At 55.1% G+C, this 16,564-nt stretch carries 19 protein-coding genes; all 19 read right to left on the minus strand.

All coding sequences use genetic code 11. The features are described 5' to 3' along the window. Positions 1–2: 2 nt before the first annotated feature. Positions 3–404: a F0F1 ATP synthase subunit epsilon gene (locus tag ABS784_RS11050; RefSeq protein ID WP_011232824.1), complete on the minus strand. Its 402-nt coding sequence runs from the start codon at positions 402–404 to the stop codon at positions 3–5. 22 nt (positions 405–426) lie between these two features. After that, the gene (gene atpD / locus ABS784_RS11055; protein ID WP_011232825.1) at positions 427–1,848 is read right to left on the minus strand and encodes a F0F1 ATP synthase subunit beta; all 1,422 of its coding nucleotides are present in this window, start codon (positions 1,846–1,848) and stop codon (positions 427–429) included. Between the two features lie 27 nt (positions 1,849–1,875). Beyond that, entirely contained in the window at positions 1,876–2,733 is an 858-nt protein-coding gene (gene atpG, locus ABS784_RS11060; RefSeq protein WP_011232826.1) for an ATP synthase F1 subunit gamma, read from the minus strand. Between the two features lie 67 nt (positions 2,734–2,800). After that, positions 2,801–4,309 carry a F0F1 ATP synthase subunit alpha gene (gene atpA, locus ABS784_RS11065; protein WP_015376060.1) on the minus strand — a complete coding sequence of 503 codons (1,509 nt, stop codon included), beginning with the start codon at positions 4,307–4,309 and terminating at the stop codon, positions 2,801–2,803. A gap of 24 nt (positions 4,310–4,333) precedes the next feature. Beyond that, positions 4,334–4,870 (minus strand): F0F1 ATP synthase subunit delta, encoded by a 537-nt coding sequence (locus ABS784_RS11070; RefSeq protein WP_352512504.1) that lies wholly within the window; start codon positions 4,868–4,870, stop codon positions 4,334–4,336. Next, positions 4,867–5,400, minus strand: a complete 534-nt coding sequence (locus ABS784_RS11075; RefSeq protein WP_197072005.1) for a F0F1 ATP synthase subunit B — start codon at positions 5,398–5,400, stop codon at positions 4,867–4,869. Before ABS784_RS11075 ends, ABS784_RS11070 begins: the two co-directional genes overlap by 4 nt. A 121-nt stretch (positions 5,401–5,521) precedes the next feature. Beyond that, the gene (atpE, locus tag ABS784_RS11080; protein ID WP_011232830.1) at positions 5,522–5,740 is read right to left on the minus strand and encodes a F0F1 ATP synthase subunit C; all 219 of its coding nucleotides are present in this window, start codon (positions 5,738–5,740) and stop codon (positions 5,522–5,524) included. A 66-nt stretch (positions 5,741–5,806) separates the two neighbouring features. Then, positions 5,807–6,520, minus strand: a complete 714-nt coding sequence (atpB, locus tag ABS784_RS11085) for a F0F1 ATP synthase subunit A (protein WP_044737090.1) — start codon at positions 6,518–6,520, stop codon at positions 5,807–5,809. 17 nt (positions 6,521–6,537) lie between these two features. Then, the gene (locus ABS784_RS11090; protein WP_352512506.1) at positions 6,538–6,921 is read right to left on the minus strand and encodes an ATP synthase subunit I; all 384 of its coding nucleotides are present in this window, start codon (positions 6,919–6,921) and stop codon (positions 6,538–6,540) included. A gap of 4 nt (positions 6,922–6,925) precedes the next feature. Further along, positions 6,926–7,147: an AtpZ/AtpI family protein gene (locus tag ABS784_RS11095; protein ID WP_011232833.1), complete on the minus strand. Its 222-nt coding sequence runs from the start codon at positions 7,145–7,147 to the stop codon at positions 6,926–6,928. A gap of 365 nt (positions 7,148–7,512) precedes the next feature. After that, positions 7,513–8,142 carry a uracil phosphoribosyltransferase gene (upp, locus tag ABS784_RS11100; RefSeq protein ID WP_352512508.1) on the minus strand — a complete coding sequence of 210 codons (630 nt, stop codon included), beginning with the start codon at positions 8,140–8,142 and terminating at the stop codon, positions 7,513–7,515. Between the two features lie 151 nt (positions 8,143–8,293). After that, positions 8,294–9,532, minus strand: a complete 1,239-nt coding sequence (gene glyA, locus ABS784_RS11105) for a serine hydroxymethyltransferase (protein WP_011232836.1) — start codon at positions 9,530–9,532, stop codon at positions 8,294–8,296. A 92-nt stretch (positions 9,533–9,624) separates the two neighbouring features. Then, positions 9,625–10,203 carry a TIGR01440 family protein gene (locus ABS784_RS11110; protein ID WP_013524809.1) on the minus strand — a complete coding sequence of 193 codons (579 nt, stop codon included), beginning with the start codon at positions 10,201–10,203 and terminating at the stop codon, positions 9,625–9,627. Between the two features lie 769 nt (positions 10,204–10,972). After that, positions 10,973–11,419, minus strand: a complete 447-nt coding sequence (rpiB, locus tag ABS784_RS11115) for a ribose 5-phosphate isomerase B (protein ID WP_011232838.1) — start codon at positions 11,417–11,419, stop codon at positions 10,973–10,975. A gap of 95 nt (positions 11,420–11,514) precedes the next feature. Further along, positions 11,515–12,804, minus strand: a complete 1,290-nt coding sequence (locus tag ABS784_RS11120) for a methyl-accepting chemotaxis protein (protein ID WP_352512511.1) — start codon at positions 12,802–12,804, stop codon at positions 11,515–11,517. A 25-nt stretch (positions 12,805–12,829) separates the two neighbouring features. Then, positions 12,830–13,276 (minus strand): low molecular weight protein arginine phosphatase, encoded by a 447-nt coding sequence (locus tag ABS784_RS11125; protein WP_011232840.1) that lies wholly within the window; start codon positions 13,274–13,276, stop codon positions 12,830–12,832. Positions 13,277–13,530: 254 nt separating this feature from the next. Beyond that, positions 13,531–14,082 (minus strand): manganese efflux pump MntP, encoded by a 552-nt coding sequence (locus ABS784_RS11130; RefSeq protein WP_011232841.1) that lies wholly within the window; start codon positions 14,080–14,082, stop codon positions 13,531–13,533. Between the two features lie 412 nt (positions 14,083–14,494). Beyond that, positions 14,495–15,565: an L-threonylcarbamoyladenylate synthase gene (locus ABS784_RS11135; protein WP_352512512.1), complete on the minus strand. Its 1,071-nt coding sequence runs from the start codon at positions 15,563–15,565 to the stop codon at positions 14,495–14,497. Between the two features lie 130 nt (positions 15,566–15,695). Next, positions 15,696–16,559: a stage II sporulation protein R gene (gene spoIIR / locus ABS784_RS11140; RefSeq protein WP_062899123.1), complete on the minus strand. Its 864-nt coding sequence runs from the start codon at positions 16,557–16,559 to the stop codon at positions 15,696–15,698. Positions 16,560–16,564: the final 5 nt, after the last annotated feature.

Consider the following 16,564-nt stretch of genomic DNA (forward strand, 5'->3'; position numbering starts at 1 on the left):
TTTTACTTCATTTCCGCAACACTCAAACGGTTCATGGCGCGTTTTAACGCCAGTTCAGCCCGCTTGAAGTCGATGTCATCCTGCTGGCTTTGCAGGCGGCGCTCCGCCCGCTCTTTCGCCGCTTTGGCGCGGAGGACGTCAATGTCCTCCGCCCGTTCAGCAGCTTGAGCCAAAATCGTCACTTTGTCCGGGCGGACTTCCAAAAAGCCGCCGCTGACGGCAATGTATTGCGTTTTGCCGCCTTTTTTCAGCCGGGCCGCGCTGATCTCGAGCGGGGCGACAAGCGGAATGTGCCCCGGCAAAATGCCGAGCTCGCCGCTTTTCGCTTTGACGCTGACCATCTCAACATCGTCTTCGTACACCGGGCCATCAGGAGTAACGACGCTCACGTGGATCGTTTTCATTGTCCAATCCCCCTATCCCGGGTCACACTTCGACACCCATCGCTTTCGCTTTTTCAACGACTTCTTCAATGCGGCCCACTAAGCGGAACGCATCTTCCGGAAGATGGTCGTATTTGCCTTCCAAAATTTCTTTAAAGCCGCGCACTGTTTCTTTCACCGGCACGTAGGAGCCCGGTTGGCCCGTGAACTGCTCCGCCACGTGGAAGTTTTGCGACAAGAAGAACTGGATGCGGCGGGCGCGATGAACGACGAGTTTGTCTTCATCCGACAGTTCATCCATCCCCAAGATGGCGATGATGTCTTGCAATTCTTTATAACGTTGCAGCGTTTGCTGCACTTTGCGGGCGACTTGGTAGTGCTCCTCGCCGACGATTTCCGGCGCCAACGCACGCGATGTCGAAGCGAGCGGGTCAACGGCCGGATAAATCCCCATCTCCGCGAGCTTCCGCTCCAAGTTCGTCGTCGCATCCAAGTGCGAGAACGTCGTCGCCGGAGCCGGGTCCGTATAGTCGTCGGCCGGGACGTAAATCGCTTGAATCGAGGTGATCGATCCTTTCGCCGTCGACGTGATCCGCTCTTGCAATTGACCCATCTCCGTCGCCAATGTCGGTTGGTAACCAACGGCCGACGGCATGCGGCCTAACAGCGCCGACACTTCCGAACCGGCCTGCGTGAAACGGAAGATGTTATCGATAAAGAGCAACACGTCTTGGCCTTGTTCATCACGGAAGTATTCGGCCATCGTCAAGCCGGTCAAGGCGACGCGCATCCGCGCCCCCGGCGGCTCATTCATTTGTCCGAACACCATGGCCGTTTTGCTGATGACGCCGGAGTCTTTCATTTCATGGTACAAGTCGTTTCCTTCACGCGTCCGTTCGCCGACGCCAGCAAAGACGGAAATCCCGCCGTGCTCTTGGGCGATGTTGTGGATCAGCTCTTGAATCAAGACCGTTTTTCCTACGCCAGCGCCGCCGAACAAACCGATTTTTCCGCCTTTAATATACGGGGCAAGCAAGTCAACGACTTTAATCCCCGTTTCCAAAATTTCGACTTCCGTCGCCAATTCCTCGAATTTTGGCGCCGGACGGTGAATCGGGTCGCGGCGGGCGTCAGCCGGAATGTCGCCTTCGAGGTCGATCGGCTCGCCCAAGACGTTGAACACGCGGCCAAGCGTGACTTCGCCGACCGGCACCGAAATCGGTGCACCGGTATCGATGACTTCCATGCCGCGGATGAGGCCGTCTGTGGACGCCATCGCGATCGTCCGTACTGTATCATCGCCAAGGTGCAAGGCGACTTCCAATGTCAAGTCGATGTCGACTTCGTTTTCGTTGCGCGCTTTATGTTGAATTTTCAGGGCGTTGTAGATCGCCGGCAAGTGGCCGTTCTCAAACTTGACGTCTACAACCGGACCCATGACTTGGATAACGCGTCCTCTTGTCATCGTTTTCCCTCCTAACTTGCTAGTCCCCTATTGCAAGGCGTTTGCTCCGGCGACAATTTCCGTAATTTCTTGCGTAATCGCCGCTTGGCGAGCGCGGTTGTAGGAAAGCGTCAATGTGCGAATGAGCTCGTTCGCATTGTCCGTTGCGTTCTTCATCGCCGTCATGCGGGCGGCGTGTTCGCTTGCTTTTGCATCGAGCAATGCGCCGTAAATGAGGCTTTCCGCATACTGCGGCAACAAAACGTCCAAAATTTCTTCTTGCGACGGTTCAAATTCGTACACCGTGCGCTGCTTATTCTCCGCCAAGTCAGTGAGCGGCAGAAGCTTCCGTTCCGTCACCTCTTGCTGGATCGCGCTCACGTAATGGTTGTAATACATATACAGCTCGTCAAACGTACCGTCGGCGAATAACCCAACCGTTTTGCGGGCGATTTCTTTAATATCAGCAAACGACGGCTGGTCCGGCAAGCGCGTGATGTCGAGAATGACCGGCATGTTCCGCTTGCGGAAGAAGCTCAACCCGACGCGGCCGATGACGATGATCGCATATTCATCCGGAGAAGCATGGCGCTTTTGGATCGTTTGGTACACGAGGCGCAGCACGTTGCTGTTGTACGCGCCAGCCAGACCGCGGTCCGACGTGATCACGAGATACCCGGTCTTTTTCACCGGGCGCGAAACGAGCATCGGATGCGATGCGCCCCCGGCGCCAAGCGCGACGTTGGCCACGACTTCTTGAATCTTCTCCATGTACGGAACGAACGATTTCGCGTTTTGCTCCGCTCGGTTCAGCTTCGACGTCGAGACCATTTCCATCGCTTTTGTAATTTGGCTTGTCTTCTTCGTCGCATTGATGCGCGTTTTAATATCGCGTAACGATGCCAAAGGTTTCACCACCTTTTTGCTGCACGGGTTCTAACAGGCGTGAGGGGGCGATATGCCCCCGCCGGCCTTATTGTGAAACGACAAACGTTTTCTTGAACGCTTCGATCGCTTGATTGAGATCGTCTTCGTTCGGAAGATCTTTCGTCGTGCGGATGTGCTCAAGCAAGTGTTGGCCGTTTTGGTCGAGCCACAAGTAAAACTCTTTCTCGAAACGGCGCACATCTTCAACCGGAATGTCGTCCAAAAAGCCGCGCGTCAATGCATAGATGATCAACACTTGTTTTTCGACCGGAATCGGCTGATGCAAATCTTGCTTCAGCACTTCGACCGTGCGCGCCCCGCGGGCGAGCTTCGCTTGCGTCGCCTTGTCGAGGTCGGAGCCGAATTGGGCGAACGCCTCCAGCTCACGGTAAGCGGCCAAGTCCAAACGGAGCGTCCCGGCTACTTTTTTCATCGCTTTGATTTGCGCTGCCCCACCGACGCGCGAAACGGACAACCCTGCGTTGATCGCTGGGCGGACGCCGGAGAAGAACAAGTCCGATTGCAAGAAAATTTGCCCGTCCGTAATCGAGATGACGTTCGTCGGAATGTACGCGGAAATATCGCCTGCTTGCGTTTCGACGAACGGAAGCGCGGTCAAGGAACCGCCGCCTTTGGCATCGCTCAATTTCGCTGCGCGCTCAAGCAGGCGGGAGTGCAAGTAGAAAATATCCCCCGGATACGCTTCACGGCCCGGCGGACGGCGAAGCAAGAGCGACAATTCACGGTATGCCGCGGCTTGTTTCGATAAATCGTCATAGACCACTAACACGTGTTGGCCTTTATACATGAAATACTCGCCCATCGCCACACCGGCATACGGCGCCAAGAACAAAAGCGGAGCCGGCTGCGACGCCGAAGCGGTGACGACGATCGTATAGTCGAGCGCGCCGTGTTTGCGGAGCGTTTCGACAACGGTGCGGACCGTCGATTCTTTTTGCCCGATGGCGACATAAATACAAATCATGTTTTGGTCTTTTTGGTTGATGATCGTGTCAATGGCGACGGACGTTTTCCCCGTTTGCCGGTCGCCGATGATGAGTTCGCGCTGGCCGCGGCCGATCGGCACGAGCGCGTCGATCGCTTTAATCCCGGTTTGCAGCGGCTCATGCACCGATCTCCGGTCCATAACGCCCGGCGCACGGCTTTCAATCGGACGCGTCTCCGTCGTTTCCACCGGTCCCAAGCCGTCAACCGGCTGGCCGAGCGGGTTGACGACGCGGCCGATGAGCGCTTCCCCGACCGGCACTTCCATGATCCGGCCCGTGCGGCGCACTTCATCGCCTTCTTTAATGCCGGTGTACGGTCCTAAAATAACGATACCGACGTTGTTTTCTTCCAAGTTCAAAGCCATGCCCATGACGCCGTTGGCAAACTCGACGAGCTCCCCGGACATGACGTTATCGAGCCCATGAGCGCGCGCGATCCCGTCGCCGACTTGGATGACGGTGCCGACGTCGCTCACTTGGATTTGCGATTCATAGTTTTCGATCTGCTGCTTAATGAGCGCGCTGATTTCTTCCGCTCGAATGCTCATGCCTTTCACCCCTGTCTTCAAATGTTAGCCGATCAGCTGCCGCCGGATCCGCTCAAGCTGCCCGCTGACGCTGCCATCGTAAATGCGGTTGCCGATGCGCAGCTTCACGCCGCCGATGAGTTCCGGATCGATGATATTTTCAATCTCAAGCGTCTGTTTGCCGACTTTTTGAGCAAAGACGTCGGAAAGCGCCCGCAGTTCTTCATCCGTCAACGGCCGCGCCGAATAGGCGGCCGCCTTGGCGATGCCGCGCGCATCGTCGACGAGGGCGAGAAATTGTTCTGCCAGCTCAGGCACAAGGCCGAAACGATGGCGCTCCAGAAGAAGGAGAAGCGTGTTTTGCACCGGGGTGGACACATCGGCGAATGCTTCACGGATGAGCGCTTTTTTCTGATCCAAGGAAAGTTTCGGATACGAAAGAAGCGATAAAAACTCGCCGTTTTCCGCCAACGCCTGGCGCACGGCGCGAACATCTTCTTCGATTCGATCAAGCTGTCCTTGTTCGAGCGCGATTTGGAACAAAGCGGACGCGTACCGTTTGGCGATCACTTCTTGGTTCATCGCGCTCCTCCTACCTCTTCAACGTCTTTGATGTACGCTTCGATCAGCTTGCGTTGATCTTGCTCGGTCAGCTCTTTTTCAATCACTTTTGAAGCGATCAAGACAGACAACGAAGCCACTTGTTCGCGGAGCGCGGCCATCGCCTGTTCTTTTTCACGCTCGATTTCTTTTTTCGCCGCTTCTTTCACCCGTTCCGCTTCCGCGCGGGCCGAGGCGACAATTTGTTCTTTCTGCTCTTCAGCAAGCTTGCGCGCGTTTTCAATGAGCGCTTGCGCTTCTTGGCGCGATTGTTTCATCAGTTCGCGCTGTTCTTCAAGAAGTTTCTCTGCTTCTTGCCGGCGTTTTTCCGCTTGGTCAATTTCGTTCGCGATATGTTCTTCACGTTGTTTCATGATATTCATTAACGGCTGCCAAGCGAATTTGCGCAGCAAGGCCAGCAAAATGATGAACATCAGCAATTGGTAAATAATCGTGCCGCCGCTGATGCCATGCGCCGCTTCGCCGAGCACCCATACGTTTGCCTTCCACAACACCGCGTTTCACTCCTTTCGACAGCTGTCGCACTAAGGCGACCTCGCAAAATTGCACATAAAGGAATGGCGAAGGTGATCGTTGACACGAACTTCGCCATCACTTTCCATTATCGATTTCTTATCGACCTAAGTAAATGAACGAGAAGACGACACCGATGATCGGAAGCGCCTCAACCAATGCAACCCCGATGAACATCGTCGTTTGCAAAACCGGACGCAATTCCGGTTGACGGGCAATCCCTTCGATGGTACGGCTAACGATCAACCCGTTGCCGATGCCGGCGCCCAACGCCCCCAAACCTACCGCAATCGCAGCTGCAAGTACACCCAAACTCATGTTGATAGATCCTCCTTCGCAATGTTAAAGTAATGTTTCAAGTCTTACTCTTAATGAAAGGAATGCTCAATGGTCATGACTGACCTTATGAGCCATATAAACCATGGTTAGCATCGTAAAAATGAACGCCTGAATAGAGCCGACAAAAATGCTGAACGCTTGCCACACCATCATCGGGATGGCTGCGCCAACAGCGCCAAGCACACCGTAGTTCGTGCCAAGGCTGGCGAGCAAGCCAAGCAAAATTTCCCCGGCGTAAATGTTCCCGAAAAGACGCAAACCGAGCGTCAGCGTGTTGGCAAACTCTTCGATGATTTTGAGCGGGAACAACCAGGCGACTGGACGGGTGTAATCGCGCAAATATTCGGACGCCCCTTTCATTTTGACGCCATAGTAGTGGGTGAGGGCGACGACCATCACCGCCAGCGTCAACGTAACGGTCGCATCCGCGGTCGGCGATTTCCACCAAAGTTCACCGTTTACATGAACGGAAAACGGCAGTCCAAGCATATTGGCCACAAACACATACATGATGAGCGTGACGCCCAGCGTCAAAAAGCGGCCGCCCGTTTGCCAATCCATCGTGCTGTTGATGATGCCTCTGACAAAGTCAAAGACCCATTCAATAAAGTTTTGCATTCCCGTCGGGCGCAGCTGAAGCGAGCGAGTAGCCGCAACAGCAATGATGAACACGATCAAGCTCGTGATCGTAATCATCAACATATCAGATAAATTAAACGTAAGGCCTAAAAATTTGACAAGCGGCGCTTTATGCTCCATCCTCTCTCACCTCGCTTTCATACGTGCAGCTTGTCGTTTTTCCATTTGTGAAAGAAGAAATCTATTATAATGACAATGTAGGATGTCATTAATCCCAAAACGGTTGGCACGATATCGAAATGTTGCGGATACATTAGAACAATAACAGCGGTCAATGCGGCAAGCGCCAAACGCGACAAGGTGCCTAATGTGCGCACTTTTTTCTGCGCCGCTACCGCTTGTCCGAATTTTTCGATTTTCCAGGTTAAGTTCCAAACCATGAGGAGGCTGATCGATGTGCCGAGAATCAAGCTGAGAAAAACGGTTTTATACGGCGTAAACCCAAAGCCGAGCGTATAGATGGCGAGCAAATACAATATGTACCGAACTTGCCGCAAAAACACCGTTTGAAGACTTCCCATTTTATTACTCCTCAGAGAAATATTGGCGGATCAAGCGCAACATGGCATACACGCCGGCCGCCAGTCCGAGCAAGAGGCCGACGATCAAAAAGATCGGCTCGGTGCCAAATCGATCATCGATCCATCTCCCTCCGAAGACGCCGACTAAAATGGAACCGACAAGTTGGGAGACGATGGCGGACATCAATGCCATGGCTTGAAACGGGTGGCGCTGTTTTGGGGACATGCCAACACACCCTTTAACATAATGAAAACCTTCTCAATCTACCCCTTGTAAAGGATACAATACGGCCTGGTCAATGTCAATGTGTTTCCACGTAAAACCTCATTCACATAGGGCAAATATTAATAATTTGTGACAATTTCTCATTTTCCTCTCACAATGATGATGTATAATGATATATTTTATTTTTAGCCTATTTTCCTTTTCATTATCCTGTATACTTGGTCTTGCAAACGGAACGGTTTCTCAGCGCCATCTTTCTGCCGCGGCCTATTCGATGCAAACGCTTAACTGACGCATGGGCAAGGCACCCTCTCCGCCGCTCGATGGAATGCGAGCCCCGCGCGGAGCGGGGCGTCTTGCAACCGTTATTTTGTGCCAAACAGCCGATCGCCGGCGTCGCCGAGACCAGGGACAATATAGCCGTAGTCGTTCAACCGTTCATCAAGGGCAGCGATGTAAATGTCCACATCCGGGTGAGCCGTCTCCACCGCTTTGACCCCTTCCGGCGCCGCGATCAGGCACATAAATTTAATGCTTTTCGCTCCCCGCTTTTTCAGCGCATCGATCGCCGCCACCGCTGATCCGCCGGTTGCGAGCATCGGGTCGACGATGATAAAATCTCGCTCTTCGACATCGCTCGGCAGCTTGACGTAATATTCGACCGGCTTTAATGTTTGGGGATCGCGGTACAAGCCGATATGGCCGACTTTCGCCGCCGGGATGAGCTTCAGGATGCCGTCAACCATGCCGATGCCGGCGCGCAAAATCGGAATGACGCCCAGTTTTTTGCCGGCGATCACTTTCGCTCTGGCTTTACTGACGGGGGTTTCGATCTCGACTTCCTCAAGCGGCAGATCGCGTGTAATTTCAAACGCCATCAACGTCGCCACTTCGTCGACAAGCTCGCGAAATTCTTTCGTGCCCGTATTCTTGTCGCGAATGTAGGTCAATTTATGCTGGATGAGCGGATGATCAAAGACGTACACTTTTCCCATGGGTCAACTCTCCTCTTCCGTATGTATGCGCTGCACTTCTATACATTCTACTGGAAAACGAGCGCCTATTCAACTGCCGAACGAACGGAAAAAGGCGCACCGCCAAATCCGGAGGCGGTGCACCGTACGGTTTCGGACGAAGCGGCGGCGCTTAGTCTTGATAGAGCGGAAACTTTTCCGTCAAAGCGGCCACGCGTTGGCGCGCTTCCTCAAGCGCTTGTTCGCTGCCGACGTTTTTCAGCACAAGGCCGATGATGGCAGCGATTTCGTCCATCTCTTCCAATCCGAAGCCGCGCGTCGTGACCGCGGCCGTGCCGATGCGGATGCCGCTTGTGACAAACGGGCTTTCCGGATCGTACGGAATCGTGTTTTTGTTGACCGTAATCCCGACCTCATCGAGCACTTTCTCCGCCGTTTTCCCGGTCAGCTGCTGCGGGCGCAAATCGACAAGCAGCAAATGGTTGTCCGTGCCGCCGGAAATGAGAGTGAATCCTTCGTTTTGCAAGGCGGCTGCGAGCCGTTTGGCATTCTCCACGACGCGCTTCGCGTAGACTTTAAAGTCGTCTTGCAACGCTTCGCCGAGCGCGACGGCTTTGGCGGCAATGACATGCATGAGCGGGCCGCCTTGAATGCCAGGGAAAATGGCTTTGTCGATCTGTTTGGCGAACTGCTCCTGGCATAAAATCATCCCGCCGCGCGGACCGCGCAGCGTTTTGTGCGTCGTCGTCGTAACGAAATGGGCGTACGGCACTGGATTCGGATGAACACCTGCCGCAACAAGACCGGCAATATGGGCCATGTCAACCATTAAATAGGCGCCGACTTCATCGGCAATCTCGCGGAACTTGGCGAAGTCGATGATGCGCGGATAGGCGCTCGCGCCGGCGACGATCAACTTCGGCCGGTGAAGGCGCGCTTTTTCGCGCACGTCGTCATAGTCAATGACATGCGTTTCCGGATCGACGCCGTATTCGACAAAATTGTACTGAATGCCGCTGAAATTGACCGGGCTGCCGTGCGTCAAATGGCCGCCGTGCGACAAGTTCATGCCAAGCACCGTGTCGCCGTGCTCAAGAACGGTGAAATAAACGGCCATGTTCGCCTGCGCCCCGGAGTGCGGCTGGACGTTCACATGCTCCGCTCCAAACAACTGCTTCGCTCGCTCGCGCGCCAAATCTTCGACGATGTCGACATATTCACAACCGCCGTAGTAGCGGCGTCCCGGATAGCCTTCCGCATATTTGTTCGTCAGCACCGACCCTTGCGCTTCCATGACCGCGCGGCTGACAAAGTTTTCCGAGGCGATCAGTTCAATTTTCGCATGTTGCCGCTTCCGCTCTTGCTCAATAGCGGCGAACACTTGCGGATCTTGTTGTGGCAAGTAATTCATCAATAGCTCCCCCTTATGCGAAATCAGTGAATATTCGTTTTTATTTTATCAGCTTCAGCTAGGCAAATTCAAAGAAAAAATGAATGAAACCGCTAGAAAGAACAGGAATCATTCGGATTTTCCAACGAGTAGACCGCTCGGGCGCCGCCGATCAGCTTCGGCCGCGTTTTCGCCAGCGTCACGCACGCCGATCCAATGTGCTTCACCGAAACGCGCACGGGAACGGCAACCGGCTTCAAATGCATACCGATGAGCGTATGGCCGATGTCAATGCCGGCATCGGCGCGAATCGCCTCGACAACGACCGGGTCAGCGAACTTTCGATAGGCGTAGGCGGCCATCGCCCCACCCGCTTTCGGCACCGGAACGACCGAAACGATCTCCAGCCCGTGAGTTTTGGCGGTTTCCCGTTCGACAACAAGCGCCCGATTTAAATGTTCACAACATTGAAACGCGAGCGCAATGCCGGTTTCGCGCCGCCACGCGTCAAGCTCGGCAAACAGCATGGCGGCAACGTCCATCGATCCAGCCGTGCCGATCCGCTCGCCAAGCACCTCGCTCGTACTGCAGCCGATCACAACGACATCGCCGCGGCCAAGCGGAGCCTGTTTGCGAAACTCATGCAAGATGGCTTGCCATTGCTGCCGCCATTCGGTCAATCGTGCGTCCATGTCCTCTTCCCCTCCTTCGTTCGTTTTTATCCACGCTGCCGTTGACGAACACTGGCACTTTCGACGGTGATTCGTCAAAACCGGGTCCGGCTCCGGGGATGCCTGCGATACTCACGAATATGGAGTTTTCCTAGAAGGCTGATGAAAAAACAACCGTTTCCCCTGAATCGACAGTTCTCAAGTGAAGAGAACGAAACGCTTGCCGACTACAGCAGAAAAGCTGGGAACAGAGCCTTCTCAACAGGTTTTTATTGATTAATCAACACGCCTGACTTTTTGAACGCTCTCCCACCTACGCTCACGCTTAGAGGTGGGAGATTCTTGGGAACACCCGCCCTGCGGCAGGCTGTCAACCAAGCCATCCCCGTGCGTCCCACGGTTCAGCTGTCTTACCAAAACAGCAAAATTATATAAATGCAATTGAAAGCTTTTACATTCTTCGTTTTTACCGATCATTTCATCCGACTGTCGAGTGACCGAACAACACCGCTTAAAGACCCATGAATGGGTCTGTGAAGCGAGTCGTTGTTCGGTCTTTCGTCACGCCTTAGCGTGACAGAGGCAAGCCTATGGCTTGCCTTCGACAGTCAAAAATGGATGAGCCACTTTTCCGTCAAGAATATGTTAAACGATTTCGTTGCATCTCTATACACTCCCTTGCTGCCGCCATTCTCATGAAGCAAGACGCCCACGGCCGGCATGGGGCTGCACGGCGTCTCCCGCTTATGGCCCACAGGCCGCATCCGCTCCGATGCGGCCCTGGTTCCGCCTACAAATGCTTATTTTCATACTCGGCGATTTTGCCGATTCGCCGCGCATGGCGTCCGCCTTCAAATTCGGTCTCAAGCCATGCCTTGGCGATTTCGCGCGCCAGGCCGGGGCCGATGACGCGCTCCCCCATCGCGAGAATGTTGCTGTCGTTATGCATGCGCGTCAGCTTGGCGCTGTAGACGTCGTGGCAAAGGGCGCAACGCACCCCTTTCACTTTGTTGGCGGCGATCGTCATGCCGATGCCGGTGCCGCAGATCAAAATGCCGCGATCAAATTCGCCGCGCGCCACTTTTTCAGCGACGGGAAGCGCGTAATCCGGGTAATCGACCGATGTTTCACAATCGCAGCCAAAATCGGTGTACTCGATTCCCATTTCATCCAACAGTGCTTTAATTTCCTCACGAATGCGAATTCCACCATGGTCAGAAGCAATAGCGACTTTCATCACGTTCGGGCGGGGAGCCCTAGGCTTCGCAGTGATAGCGAAAGCCAGGGAGGAATCGCCCTTCCTCCTTTCGATGAATCATATTTGCATGTGCATCAACGGGTGCGGAACCGGGCGACAGCCGCCTGCAATTGTTCGGCCTGTTCAACCAACTCGCCAGCCAGTTTATGCACATCGTTGATCGATGCGGCCTGCTCCTCGGTCGCCGCCGCAACTTCGAGCGCGCCGGCGGACGTCTGCTCAGCAATCGCCGCCACTTCTTGCGTCTGCGCCGCGGCCCGCTTCATATGCCCCATTTGACGCTTCGCCAACTCAGCGATGTCATGGACGGCGCGGATCACTTCATCAGCTGAGGCCGCCATGGCCGCAATGGCCTCATTCGTGCGCTCCCCTTTCGCCGCCTCAGCGTTTGCGGCGGCCACCTGCTTGTCCATTTGCGCCACCACACGGGCGACTTCATTTTGAATGTTGCCGACCAGTTCCGCGATTTTCTTGACCGCCTTGGCGCTCTCATCAGCCAGCTTGCGCACTTCCTCAGCGACGACGGCAAACCCCCGGCCGTGCTCGCCGGCGCGGGCTGCCTCAATGGAAGCATTGAGCGCAAGCAAGTTCGTCTGTTCAGCGATGTCCGCGACAAGCAACGTAATGTTGCCGATTTGATTGGCGTGTGCTTCGAGCTGCTTGACAGCCGCCCGCGACAGTTCTTGATCGTCAGCCAGCTGATCGATGCCGCTGACAAGCGAATGGGTGATATCGCGGCTTGCCTTCAGCGTTTCGGCCATCCCATATACCGACTGTTCCGCACGCTCGGCTGTTTCTTTTACTTGTACTGCGATGGCGAGCACATCCTCGGCCGCCGCAGCCGCTTCTTGGATCGCCTCGGCCGAAGACGCCGCCCCTTTGGAAATGTCGTCAATGGTCGCTGCAATATCGCGTGCACGGTTTGACACTGTTTCGGACGCCTGCCTCATTTCCGCCGTCTTTTCAGTCGTGCGCGCTGCGCTCTCTTCCACATTGGCGACGACTGCGCGCAAATGGCCGAGCATCCGGTTGAACGCGACAGCCAGCGAGCGAATTTCGTCATGGGAAGAGGGCAGCGGAACATCCTCATCGATATGCCCTTCCGTCGCCTTTGCCGCCGCTTCCTCGAGCCGTTGCAGCGGCCTTGTAATCCAGCCAGCGGCCAAATAGGCAAGCACTCCGGACCAAAAGATGCCAAGGAGCAACACGATCATCGTGAACACGCTTTTGTTCCATGAGGCGAACCACTGATCATACAAAACGTACAAGAAAAAGGCGCTCGTTGAATACGTGATCAGCGCCAACGCTGTCGTAAAGACGACGAGCTTCAGGCGCAAACCGAACCGATGACTTGTCCCCCCCATTTGTGTTCCCCCTCACTTCTCAACCTCATTGTTCTGTTTGCAACTTTTCCGCCAAGCGGTCAATGAGCGTCTCCAGCTCATCGCGCGCCGCCCGGTACACTTCAATCGGCCCGCCGAACGGATCGGCGATGTCGCCGTCTGTTCCCGAGACGAACTGCTTCAACGTAAACGTTTTGTCCTTCGCTTCTGGGAAACGCTCGACGATCATTTCTTTATGGCCGGATGTCATCGCCAGCACGTGCGTCGCCCAGTCGATATGCTCTTTTTTCAGCTGCGAGGAGCGGTGGGCCGCTTCGATTCCTTTTTCCTTCAACACCGTCTTGGCGTGAACCGACGCCTCGCTCCCTTCCGCCGCAAACACGCCGGCCGATTTCACCTCGACGCCTGGCAGCTGCTTATTCTCCAACAATGCAGCGGCCATCGGGCTTCGGCACGTATTGCCCGTGCAGACGAACAAAATGCGGTATGGCATACAACCACCTCTTCACATCAATGACTTACCATCAATATACCATAGGGAAAAGAGCAAAAAAAGGCTCTTCACCACAACATGTACTTGACAAGCAATGCGGGTTCCTGCGTAAGGATAGGCAAAAAGTGCTGATTTTCCCTCACAAGCGTAAATAGGGTATGTTCAGAAAAAATCAAGTACAACTTTTGGTGAAGAGCCGCAAAAAAAGCAGGCAGTCCGCTTTTTTCCACTGAAGGAAAACCGCCTGCCGCCGTTTATAGAAAAAGCAGCTTGAGCCCGAACGCCAGCAAAATGCTGCCGCCGAGCGCTTCGCTGTAAGAACCGAGCCATTGCTGAAAATGGCGGCCGACAAAAAGCCCAACCCATGTCAGCACCATGCTGAACAGACCAAACAGCAAAATCGTCACCATCGTCCGCGCTCCGAAAATGCCGAGGCTCAGCCCGACGGAAAAGCTGTCTAGGCTGACGCTGAACGCAAAAAAAAGCAACCCCACCCCACGAGGAAACAGCGGTGAGCCATCGTCCCTCCGGAACGAGGCGATGATCATTTGCCCGCCAAGCCATAACAGCAGCGCCCCGCCCGCGTATGTCGCGACACTTCCGAACTCGCGCGACAGCAGGCGGCCGACCGCCATGCCAGCAAGCGGCATGAGAATATGAAACAAGCCGATCGTCAACCCGATATAAAACATTTGCCGCAGCCGGAGGCGCAACAGCCCCATTCCTAAAGCGACTGAAAACGCGTCCATGCCCAGCGCCAGCGCCATCATTGACAGCGCGATGATTTCGCCGATGAATGCGCCCATGTTTCTTCCCTCCCGGACCGGCCTTATTGCTAAACATATGCACGTCCAGGGCAGTTTAGAAGCAGAGCGGGCAGCCAATGGGCGCCGCCTGATTGACGGGCGGACGGAAAAGAAAAAACCGGTCCACAACAGACCGGTTTAGCGCTTGGAAACGGCATCCCCCAAATCCTCTAGTTGCAATTTGAACCTTACCGTTTGCAGAGCCGTTTTCTCGACTGTCGCACGACCGAACAACGCCGCTTCCAAACCCATACATGGATCTGTGAAGCGCGTTTCCGTTCGGTCTTCCGTCACGCCAAGGCGCGACGAAGAAGCCTGCGGCTTGCCTCCGACCGTCAAAAAATAGACAAGCTGCTTTCTCGACCAGGATATGTGAAACTTGTTCACTGCATCTATACAGACGGCCGTCCTTTCATTTCCGCTGTTCGCTGATGGCGCGTCCGCCGGCTGCTTTGCGGAGCCGGTTCATGATCGCCGCGCCGATTCCTTCTTCCGGAAACGCCTCGCTGTAAATGAGATCGACGTTCGTTTCATCAAATCGGCGCAGCGTGTCGTACAGGCGATGGGCGACGGTCGGCAGCTCGCGGCGCGTTCCGCACGCCAGCACGACATCGGCCGCATACCGGTCCTTGTTTTCCTCGGTCGTCAACACGCCGACCGTTTTCCCTTCCGCCCGACTTTCGTCCACGAGCTGCTGCAAAAACGCCGGTGGGCCGGCGACAATCCAAAGCGGCGCTTTCGGGGCATAATGCGTATATTTCATGCCGGGCGCTTTCGGCGCTGCCTGTTCGTCCCCGCCGCCGGCCGCCTCGGCGACATGACCAATCACTTCGCTTAACATTTCTTTTGTCACCCCGCCCGGACGCAAAATCACCGGCACGTCCCCGCTGCAGTCGAGCACGGTCGATTCCACGCCAATGCCCGTCGGACCGCCGTCAATCACCCCGGCGATCCGCCCGTCTAAATCGGCAAGCACGTGCGCCGCCGTCGTCGGACTCGGCCTTCCTGACCGATTCGCGCTCGGGGCGGCCAACGCCAAGCCGCTCGCCTCGATCAACGCCAGCGCCAGCGGGTGATCCGGCATGCGCACCGCCACCGTCGGCAGCCCAGCCGTCACCCGTTCAGACACCGCTTTGGCCCGTTTTGGCAATACTAACGTGAGCGGCCCCGGCCAAAACCGCTCCATTAACGTTTTCGCCATCGGCGGGATCGAGGCCGCTACCGCCTCCGCTTGCGCACGGCTGGCGACGTGGACGATGAGCGGGTTGTCGCTTGGCCGCCCTTTGGCTTCAAAAATTTTCTCCACTGCCGCCGTATTGGCGGCATCCGCTCCTAAACCGTACACCGTTTCGGTCGGAAACGCGACTACTTCCCCCGCCTGCAGCCATTCGGCCGCCTCTCGTATTTGTGGATAAACTTGCTGTTTATCAACAATATTATCCACAATCCAAACACGTGTTTTCAATCGTTTCACCTTCTCCATCGCCGTGATTCATCTTGAAAATGGCGGATTTTTTTACAAGCGTCAGATCGCCCGCCCGATGCCTTTCCACAGTTATACACAAATTGTGAATAAACTTGTTGTTTTTGTGGATAACTTTGTGGATAGATGCTTATGGAATGAGATGGCTGAGCCACTCTTTGAAGAAAAATTTTACTTCCACCGGCTGTTCCGGCTCGGCCATGACGACGAAGGACGATTCTTGATCATCAGTGTGCCCTTTGTCCTTCTCGACATCCGCATGGATGGACGAAGCGGCGCGATCTTCGGTTTCCGCCATCGCACCCCTCTCCTCTTTCGGTTCGTCCCGCTCGATGGCCTGCTCGCCGCTTCGCATCGCCTCAGCTTCCGCTTCGGCCGACTCGCTGTTTTGCTTCGACCCGGCTTCCATTGACCGGACGCTCTCAGCCGACACCGGTTCATTCGTTCCTGCAGGCGATCGGTTCGCCTCCATCATGACGGCATCGCTGTTGGAAAAATCGAGAAAACAAAGCGGCGGGAACAGAACGCACCACCAGTTTGCTCCTTTTCCTTCCCCAAGCGTGATCAGCACGGCATCATAGATGCCAGCCGGATATACGTAGTTGCCGTACACTTTCGTCGGAAAATGAACCGGGCCAAACTCCACTTTGTACGTTTGATCGCTTTGTTCATCGCGCAACACGCGGGCGACCGTCCGCTCGATGTCCGGCAGGTGAGAGCGGATGACGCGCTTTGCTTCCTCAAACGAAGTGAGTTCGGCCACCCAGCCGTTGATTTGCGCATTGACCGCATCACGCACTTTTCGCTTCAATTGTTGGTCTTCATCGGCGTCGCTGTTGGCTAAAATGCGCAGGCGGATTGCCTCATCAGGGATGGCGACCGCCGCGTTCGCCCCGGCGTCCGTCTTGTGGCCGTACAGCTCGACGAGTACGCCTGTCGTTAATAGAATGATATATAAACATATGGCAATGGCATTTCCTTTGATGGTCATCATCGGCA

It is taken from the genome of Geobacillus sp. G4, assembly GCF_040327975.1.
GTDB classification, from domain to species: Bacteria; Bacillota; Bacilli; order Bacillales; family Anoxybacillaceae; genus Geobacillus; species Geobacillus thermoleovorans.